Origin of the sequence: Streptomyces sp. NPDC018947, from assembly GCF_044390505.1 — a bacterium.
Lineage (GTDB): Bacteria > Actinomycetota > Actinomycetes > Streptomycetales > Streptomycetaceae > Streptomyces.
On the sequence record NZ_JBIRZD010000030.1, the window covers coordinates 1 to 10,293 of the forward strand.

Below are 10,293 nucleotides of genomic sequence, written 5' to 3' on the forward strand. Positions count from 1 at the left end.
GGTGGGTTGCGGGGGAGTGGGACGGGTGTTTTTGCGGGGGTGATTCCGCAGGATTATGCGGCGCGGTTGTCTTCGGTGCCGGATGAGGCTGCGGGGTATGTGGGGATTGGTAATACGACGAGTGTGGTGTCGGGCCGGGTTGCGTATGCGTTTGGTTTCGAGGGTCCGGCGGTGACGGTGGATACGGCGTGTTCGTCGTCGTTGGTGGCGTTGCATTTGGCGGCGCAGGCGTTGCGGGCGGGTGAGTGTTCGCTGGCGTTGGCGGGTGGGGTGACGGTGATGTCGTCGCCGGCGACGTTTGTGGAGTTCGGTCGGCAGCGGGGGTTGGCGGCGGATGGGCGTTGCAAGGCGTTCGCGGCGGCTGCGGATGGTACGGGGTGGGGTGAGGGTGCGGGGGTGCTGGTGCTGGAGCGGCTGTCGGACGCTCGCCGTAACGGTCATCGGGTGCTGGCCGTGGTGCGGGGTTCGGCGGTCAACCAGGACGGCGCGTCGAACGGTCTGACGGCACCCAGCGGTCCGTCGCAGCAGCGGGTGATCCGGCAGGCACTGGCCAACGCCGGTCTGTCCGCGGCTGACGTGGACGCCGTCGAGGCGCACGGCACGGGGACGACGTTGGGCGACCCGATCGAGGCGCAGGCGCTGCTGGCGACCTATGGGCAGGACCGGCCGGAGGACCGCCCGTTGTGGTTGGGCTCGGTGAAGTCGAACATCGGGCACACGCAGGCGGCCGCGGGCGTGGCCGGTGTGATCAAGATGGTGATGGCCATGCGGCATGGGCAGCTTCCCGGCACCCTGCACGTGGACGAGCCGTCACCGCACGTGGACTGGACGACCGGTGACGTGCGTCTGCTGACCGAGCCGGTCGCGTGGTCGGACGAGGGGCGTGTACGGCGGGCCGGCGTGTCCTCGTTCGGGGTGAGCGGCACTAACGCGCACGTGATCCTGGAGGAGGCACCTGCGGTCGAGGAGCCCACGGCGAACAGGCAGACGTCGGCGCCGCTGGGTGAGGGTTTGATGCCGTGGGTGGTGTCGGGTCGTGGTGAGGCGGGGCTGCGTGGGCAGGCCGCGCGGCTGGCGGGATTTGTCCGTGCTCAGCAGGCGTCGGGTGCGGTGGACGGTCCGTGGCTGACGGGTGTGGCGGTGGGGCTGGCCGGTCGGGCTGGTCTGGAGCAGCGGGCCGTGGTGACGGGCGGGGATGTTGCGGCGTTGCTGTCCGGTCTGGACGCGGTGGCGGCTGGGGCGTCGTCCGAGGGCGTGGTCACCGGTGTGGTGGCCGGTGGGTCTTCCGGTGTGGTGTTCGTCTTCCCGGGTCAGGGTGGTCAGTGGGTGGGGATGGGTCGTGAACTGTTGGGTTCGTGGCCGGTGTTCGCCGAGCGGATGGCTGTGTGCGAGCGGGCGTTGGCGCCGTTTGTGGACTGGTCGTTGGTCGAGGTTCTGACCGGTTCGGATGAGGCGTGGGTGGGCCGGGTGGATGTGGTCCAGCCGGTGTTGTGGGCGGTGATGGTGTCGTTGGCGGAGGTCTGGCGTGCGGCGGGTGTGGTGCCGGACGCGGTGGTGGGTCATTCGCAGGGTGAGATCGCGGCCGCGGTGGTCGCGGGTCGGCTGAGTGTCGAGGATGGTGCCAGGGTCGTCGCGCTGCGGTCGCGTGCGCTGCGGGAGCTGGCCGGCCGGGGCGCGATGGCCTCGATCGCCCTGGACCCGGAGGAGGCGGAGGCGTATCTGCCCCCGGGCGTCACGGTGGCGGCGGTGAACGCGCCGGGGCAGATCGTGGTGAGCGGTCCGCCCGAGGAGGTTGCCGGGTTGTGCGCCCGGTTGGACGAGGCAGGGGTGCGCGCTCGTCGTATCGAGGTGGACTACGCGTCGCATCACGCGCAGGTGGAGCGGATCGCGGAGGAACTGCGGGCCGGGCTGGAGGGGTTGTCCTCGCGTGACGGCGAGGTGGCGATGTGGTCGACCGTGACCGGGGAACTGGTGGACGGTGACGATCTGGACGCCGGGTACTGGTACCGGAACCTGCGGCAGCCGGTGTTGTTCGATACGGCGGTCCGGGCGGCGCACGCCCACGGCCATGGTCTGTTCATCGAGATGGGCCCCCACCCGGTGCTCGGGCTCGCCCTGTCGACCGTCCTGGCCGACAGCGAGGGTCGGGTGCTGCACACCCTGCGCCGCGACCAGCCCGAGACCGCACAGCTCCTGACCAGCCTGGGTGCTGCGTGGGCCGCCGGTCTGCCGGTGGCGTGGCGCGCATTGCTGCCCGACGCGCAGCCGGTGGCGCTGCCCACGTACGCCTTCCAGCGTCAGCGGTACTGGATGGACGCCCCTGCGCCCGCCGTGACGGCGACTGCGTCTTCCGGCGTGGACGAGTGGCGTTACCGGGTGGGCTGGACGCCGTTGGCCGTCCAGAACACGGGTGGGCTGCCCCGTCAGTGGCTGATGTTGTGCCATGACGACGCCGAAGCCGGTGATGTGCGGCGGGCGTTGGAGCAGGCCGGTGCTCAGGTCGACGTGCGGGTACTGCCCGCCGCTCCCGACGTCGACCGCTCCGGCGTTGCGGAACTGCTCGCGGGTGCCGAGCACGTCGCCTACCTGCCCAGCGGGTTCGCCCGTGGCCCTGAGGACAAGGACCACCCGGGCCTGTCCACCGTTCTGGCGGCCGTGGTGGCGGTGATGCAGGCGGTCGTGGAGCGGGAGGGTGCGCGGTTGTGGGTGTTGACCCGTGGTGCGGTGGCCGTGCCCGGGGCCGGCACGGTTCCTGATCCGGTGTCGGCTGCGGTGTGGGGGCTGGGGCGGGTGTTCGGTCTGGAGCATCCCGGTCATTACGGCGGTTTGGTGGATCTGCCGGGTAGCTGGTTCGCGGGTGCGGGTGAGCTGGTGTGTGGGGCGCTGGCGCAGGAGGTGGAGGACCAGTTGGCCGTCGGGCCGGCCGGTGTGTTCGCGCGCCGGTTGCGGCGTGCCCCGGCGTCGTCCGGTCGTGGGGAGGGGTGGAGGCCGGGTGGCACGGTGGTGGTGACCGGGGGGACGGGTGCGCTCGGTTCGCATCTGGCGCGGTGGCTGGCCCGGAACGGGGCGGAGCATCTGGTTCTGGTCAGCCGGTCGGGGACCGGGGCTCCCGGTGCGGTCGAGCTGGCCGAGGAGCTGAGCGCGGCGGGCACCCCGACCACGGTCAGGGCCTGTGACATCACCGATGCGGGCCGGCTCGCCGAGGTCCTGGACGGCACCGGTCACGCACCGGTCACCACCGTCATCCACGCCGCCGCGACGATCGAACTGGCCTGGTTGCGCGACGCCACGCCGGAGCATCTGAGCACCGTCCTGGACGCCAAGTGCGCGGGCGCCGCTCACCTCGCCGATCTCCTCGGCGCGCACCACCCCGACGTCCGCCTGGTGCTGTTCTCCTCCATCGCCGGGGTCTGGGGCAGCGGTGTGCACGGTGCGTACGCCGCCGCGAACGCGTATCTCGACGCGCTCGCCGAGAGCCGGGCCGCGTCCCAGCCGATCACGTCCGTCGCGTGGGGCATCTGGGACACCGAGCTGACCCTCGGGCGGGTCGACCCCGACCAGATGTACCGCCAAGGGCTGCCGTTCCTCGACCGTGACAGGGCACTGGACGCGCTCGCCCAGGTGCTCGGTGGCGGGGAGACGACCGTGGCGATCGCCGAGGTCGACTGGCCCACGTTCGTGCCCGTCTTCACCGCGGCGAGGCCGCGGCCCCTGCTCTCCGAGCTGCCGGAGGTACGGGCCCTCGAACCCGCCGAACACGATTCCGCGGCCCAGGCCGAGAACACCTCGGCACTGGTGGACAGGCTGGCCGGGGCGACCGACTCCGAACGGGACACCGCACTGCTGGAGACGGTCCGGGCCGAGGTGGCGGCCGTTCTCGGCCACACCGATGTGGACACTGTCGCCCCCGACCGCGCGTTCCGCGACATCGGGTTCGACTCCCTGACCGCCGTCGACCTCCGGAACCGGCTCAGCGCCGCTCTCGGGATACGTCTGCCCGCGACGGTGGTCTTCGACTACCCGACGCCGCGTGCCCTGGCCGCCTTCCTGAAGGACGAGGTATGGGGCAGCCGGCCCACCACCGCGACCGCCACCCAGGCAGCGGCGTTCAGGGGCGAGCCCGTTGCCATCGTCGGCATGAGCTGCCGTTTCCCCGGTGGTGTGCACTCCGCCGAGGCACTCTGGGACCTCATCTCCGCGCAGGGCGACGCCGTCTCGGGCTTCCCCGCCGACCGCGGGTGGGACATGGCCTCGCTCCACCACCCGGACCGTGAACGCTCGAACAGCGTGTACGCCCGGGGTGGAGGCTTCCTGCACGACGCGGCCCTCTTCGACCCGGAGTTCTTCGGCATCAGTCCCCGCGAGGCCCGTGCGATGGACCCGCAGCAGCGGCTGCTGCTGGAGTCCGCGTGGGAGGCGTTCGAACGCGCCGGAATCGACCCGGAGTCGCTGGCGGGGACCCCGACGGGTGTCTTCGTCGGCTCCAACTACCAGGACTACGGCGCGAACGTGACCGCCGCTCCGGAGGGCTCCGAGGGACATCTGCTCACCGGCGGTGCGTCCAGCGTCCTGTCCGGCCGGATCGCGTACAGCTTCGGTCTGGAGGGGCCCGCGGTGACGGTCGACACGGCGTGCTCGTCGTCGTTGGTGGCCCTGCACCTTGCGGCGCAGGCACTTCGGCTGGGCGAGTGCTCGCTGGCGCTCGCCGGAGGCGTCGCCGTCATGGGGTCGCCGGGCGCCCTCGTCGCGTTCAGCAAGCAGGGCGCGCTGTCGCCGGACGGCCGGTGCCGGTCGTTCTCCGCCGACGCGGACGGCATGGGCATGGCCGAGGGTGTCGGTCTGGTGCTGCTGGAGCGGCTGTCGGACGCGGTGGCGAACGGCCACCAGGTGCTGGCCGTGGTGCGGGGCTCCGCGGTGAACCAGGACGGCGCGTCGAACGGCCTGACGGCACCGAACGGTCCGTCGCAGCAGCGGGTGATCCGGCAGGCACTGGCCAACGCGCACGTCGATGCCGGCGAGGTCGACGTCGTGGAGGCGCACGGCACGGGAACCAAGCTCGGCGACCCCATCGAGGCGCAGGCCCTGCTGGCCACGTACGGGCAGGACCGGCCGGAGGACCGCCCGCTGTGGTTGGGCTCCGTCAAGTCGAACATCGGGCACACGCAGGCCGCCTCCGGCGTGGCCGGTGTGATCAAGATGGTGATGGCGATGCGGCACCGCCGGCTCCCGGCCACGCTGCACGCCGACACACCGTCCTCGCACGTGGACTGGTCGACGGGCGAGGTACGCCTGCTGACGGAACCGGTGCCGTGGCAGGCCAACGGCCATCCGCGACGGGCAGGCGTCTCGTCCTTCGGCGTCAGCGGCACCAACGTCCACCTGATCCTGGAGGAGCCGCCCGCTGTCGAGACGGCTGCGGAGGAGCAGGAGACGTCGGCGCCGCTGGGCGAAACTCTTGTGCCGTGGGTGGTGTCGGGTCGTGGTGAGGCGGGTCTGCGTGCGCAGGCCGCGCGGCTGGCGGGATTCGTCCGTGCTCAGCAGGCGTCGGGTGCGGTCGACGGTCCGTGGCTGACGGGTGTGGCGGTGGGGCTGGCCGGTCGGGCTGGTCTGGAGCAGCGGGCCGTGGTGGTCGGCGCGGACGTGGAGGAACTCCTGGCGGGCCTCGACGAGCTGGCCGCGGCCGAGCAGTCGCCGCCGGCCACGGCGGACCCCGGAATCGTCTTCGTCTTCCCCGGTCAGGGTGGTCAGTGGGTGGGGATGGGTCGTGAACTGTTGGGTTCGTGGCCGGTGTTCGCCGAGCGGATGGCTGTGTGCGAGGCGGCGTTGGCGCCGTTCGTGGACTGGTCGTTGGTCGAGGTTCTGACCGGTTCGGATGAGGCGTGGGTGGGCCGGGTGGATGTGGTCCAGCCGGTGTTGTGGGCGGTGATGGTGTCGCTCGCGGAGGTCTGGCGTGCGGCGGGTGTGGTGCCGGACGCGGTGGTGGGTCATTCGCAGGGTGAGATCGCGGCCGCGGTGGTGGCGGGCCGGTTGAGTGTTGAGGACGGTGCCCGGGTCGTCGCGCTGCGGTCGCGTGCGCTGCGGGAGCTGGCCGGCCGGGGCGCGATGGCCTCGATCGCCCTGGACCCGGAGGAGGCGGAGGCGTATCTGCCCCCGGGCGTCACGGTGGCGGCGGTGAACGCGCCGGGGCAGATCGTGGTGAGCGGTCCGCCCGAGGAGGTTGCCGGGTTGTGCGCCCGGTTGGACGAGGCAGGGGTGCGCGCTCGTCGTATCGAGGTGGACTACGCGTCGCATCACGCGCAGGTGGAGCGGATCGCGGAGGAACTGCGGGCCGGGCTAGAGGGGTTGTCCTCGCGTGACGGCGAGGTGGCGATGTGGTCGACCGTCACCGGGGAACTGGTGGACGGTGACGATCTGGACGCCGGGTACTGGTACCGGAACCTGCGCCAGCCGGTGCTGTTCGATACGGCGGTCCGGGCCGCGCACGCCCACGGCCATGGTCTGTTCATCGAGATGGGCCCCCACCCGGTGCTCGGGCTCGCCCTGTCGACCGTCCTGGCCGACAGCGAGGGTCGGGTGCTGCACACCCTGCGCCGCGACCAGCCCGAGACCGCACAGCTCCTGACCAGCCTGGGCGCTGCGTGGGCCGCCGGTCTGCCGGTGGCGTGGCGCCAACTGCTGCCCAGCGTACGGCCGGTGGCCCTGCCCACCTACGCCTTCCAGCGTCAGCGGTACTGGATGGACGCGCCCGTCGCCGCGGCGAACGTCGCGCCGACAGCGAGCGCCTCCGCGAGCGACGCGTGGCGCTACCGCGTGGGCTGGACACCGCTCGCCGCCCAGTACGCCGAGCGACTGCACCGACGGTGGCTGCTGCTGTGCCACCGCGACAGCGCCGAAGCCGTGGAGATGAGGGAGGCGCTGGAGCAGGCTGGTGCCCAGGTCGACGTGCGGGTACTGCCTGGCGATCAGGACCTCGACCGCGCCACCGTGGCCAAGCTGCTGGCGGGTGCCGAGCACATCGCCTGTCTGCCGGCCGGGTTCGACCGCAACCATCCGGACCACCCGGACCTGTCCGCCGGGCTGGCGGCCGTGCTGGCGGTCATGCAGGCCGTCGTGGAGCAGGAAGGTGCGCGCCTGTGGGTGCTGACCCGTGGTGCGGTGACCGCACCCGGGACCGGCACGCCTCCCGATCCGGTGTCGGCGGCGGTGTGGGGGCTTGGCCGGGTGTTCGGCCTCGAACACCCCGACCACTACGGCGGCCTGATCGACCTGCCCGCCACCTGGCAGCCCCGTACCGGCGGACAGTTGGCCGCCGCGCTGGCCGAGCCGGTCGAGGACCAGATCGCCCTCCGCACGGCCGGCGTGTTCGCACGTCGCCTCCAGCACGCTCCGGCACCGCCGCGCGGCGGCCGGGAGTGGAAGCCGAGTGGCACGGCGCTGATCACCGGAGGCACAGGCGCGCTCGGCGCCCATCTGGCCCGCTGGCTGGCCCGCCACGGCGCCGAGCAGATCGTCCTGGTCAGCCGTACGGGGCCGGACGCGCCCGGCGCGGGTGACCTGGCCCGCGAGCTGACGAGCCAGGGGACCCCTACCACCGTCGTCGCCTGCGACATCGCCGACCCCCAGCAGGTGGCCGACCTGCTCGGCGACGACGACCACCCGCCCATCACCACCGTCATCCACGCCGCCGGTGTACCGCAGCGCACCACGCTGCGGGAGTCCGACCCCGCCGCGTTCGCGGAGCTGCTGCGGGCGAAGGTAACCGGCACACAGAACCTCCTCGCGGCCCTCAACGACCACCCGGTCGACAACCTGGTGCTGTTCTCCTCCAATTCCGGCGTCTGGGGAAGCGGACTGCACGGCGCTTACGCGGCCGCCAACGCCTACCTCGACGCGGTGGCTGAGCGGATGCGCGCTCAGGGCCGCCCGGCGACCTCGATCGCCTGGGGCCTGTGGGGCGGCGGAGGCATGGCGGAGGGCGACGGCGAGGAGTACCTGTCCCGGGTGGGCATCCGTCCGATGGCGCCCGACCTCGCCGTCGCGGCGCTGCACGAGGCGCTCACCCTCGACGAGACGTTCGTGGCCGTGGCCGACGTGGACTGGGAGCGGTTCGTCCCCACGTACACCGTGGCCCGGCGCCGCCCGCTCATCGAGGACCTGCCCGAGGTCCGGCGGCTGGCCCGGGACACCGACACGGCGACCGCCGAGGCGCCGGGTGACGACGCGCGGTCGCTGCGGGACCGCCTCGTCGAGCTGAACCCCGACGACCAGTACGCCGAGCTGCTGGCCATCGTGCGGCAGGAGGCCGCGAAGGTTCTCGAACTCCGGAGCCCCGAGGCCGTCGCGGAGCAGCGTGCCTTCCGTGAGCTCGGGTTCGACTCGGTGACGGCCGTCGAGGTGCGCAACCGGCTGCGGAAGCTGTCCGGCCTGCAGCTGCCCGCCACCCTGGTGTTCGACCACCCGACGCCGGGCGCTGTGGTGACCTACCTGCGCGGAGCGATGTTCCCGGACGGCTCCGAGCCCGCCGCCTCGCCGCTCGCGCAGATCGAGCGGCTGGAGAACGCGCTGCTGCGGATGCGGCAGGCCGACGGCCGCGAGAAGGCACGCATCACCCTCCGCCTCCAGTCCCTGCTGGAGAAGTGGCGTGACGACGGTGACGAGCAAGGCCATCGGGACACCGGCGCCCAGCAGTTCGAGTCCGCGACCCCCGACGAAGTATTCGACTTCATCGACAAGGAGCTGGGTCAGCGCTGACCGCGACCAGCCCCCTTCGATTCCGGCGATGGAGATGTGATGACGGACCAGGACAAGCTGTTCGACTACCTCAAGCGGGTAACCGGTGAGCTGAAGCAGACGCGGGAACGACTCCTGCGGTACGAGTCGGGCGAGCACGAGCCGATCGCCGTCGTGGGCATGAGCTGCCGGCTTCCGGGCGGGGTGCGCAGCCCCGAGGACCTGTGGGAGCTGGTGGCGCACGGGAGGGACGCCATCGCGGCGTTTCCGCCGGACCGTGGCTGGGCGATCGACGAACTGTACGACCCGGTGCCCGGCCGGCCGGGCAAGACGTACGCCCGCGAGGGTGGCTTCGTCGAGGACGCGGCCGACTTCGACGCCGAGCTGTTCGGGATCAGCCCGCGCGAAGCGCTGAGCATGGACCCGCAGCAGCGGCTGCTGCTGGAGTCCGCGTGGGAGTTGTTCGAACGCGCGGGCCTTGACCTCACCGCCCTCCGGACCAGCTCCACCGGCGTCTTCGTGGGCGCGGGCTTCCAGGGCTACGGCAGCCACGCGGACGCCTCCGACGGCTACTTCCTGACCGGCTCCACCGGGAGCGTGGTCTCGGGCCGGCTGGCGTACGTGTTCGGGCTGGAGGGCCCGGCGGTGACCGTGGACACGGCGTGCTCGTCGTCGCTGGTGGCCCTCCATCTGGCGGCGCAGGCGCTGCGGGCCGGTGAGTGCTCGCTGGCGCTGGCCGGTGGTGTGACGGTGATGTCGACGCCGGGTGCGTTCGTGGAGTTCAGCCGCCAGCGGGGTTTGGCTCCCGACGGGCGGTGCAAGCCGTTCGCGGCTGCGGCGGACGGCACGGGCTGGGGTGAGGGCGTCGGGCTGGTGCTGCTGGAGAAGTTGTCCGATGCGGTGGCCAATGGTCATCGGGTGCTGGCGGTGATGCGGGGTTCGGCGGTCAATCAGGACGGTGCGTCGAACGGTCTGACGGCGCCGAACGGTCCGTCGCAGCAGCGGGTGATCCGGCAGGCGTTGGCGAACGCCGGTCTGGGCGCCGGTGAGGTGGATGTCGTCGAGGCGCATGGCACGGGGACGACTTTGGGTGACCCAATCGAGGCGCAGGCGCTGCTAGCGACGTATGGGCAGGAGCGGCCGGTGGATCGGCCGTTGTGGCTGGGGTCGGTGAAGTCGAACATCGGGCATACGCAGTCCGCCGCGGGCGTGGCCGGGGTGATCAAGATGGTGATGGCGATGCGGCACGGGCAGCTACCCGAGACGCTGCACGTGGATGCGCCGTCGCCGCACGTGGACTGGTCCGCCGGTGACGTGCGACTGCTGACCGAGCCGGTGGCGTGGCCGGGGGAGGGGCGGGTGCGTCGGGCGGGCGTGTCCTCGTTCGGCGTGAGCGGTACGAACGCGCACGTGATCCTGGAGGAGCCACCTGCGGTGGAGGCCGTTGACCTCTCACCGGTGGAGGTGTCGGGTCCGGTGCCGTGGTTGGTGTCGGGCCGGGGTGATGCCGGTCTGCGGGGGCAGGCTGCGCGACTGGCGGGCTTTGTACGCGAGCGGCAGGCG

The 10,293-nt window shown here is 72.1% G+C and carries 1 protein-coding gene and 1 pseudogene; both read left to right on the forward strand.

Annotated elements, in window-relative coordinates; genetic code table 11:
• Positions 1–8,475: pseudogene (locus tag ACH499_RS34350) on the forward strand (SDR family NAD(P)-dependent oxidoreductase); the annotation flags it as partial.
• 315 nt (positions 8,476–8,790) lie between these two features.
• The coding region (locus ACH499_RS34355) for a type I polyketide synthase (RefSeq protein ID WP_399020963.1) at positions 8,791–10,293 on the forward strand (1,503 nt) is incomplete at its 3' end.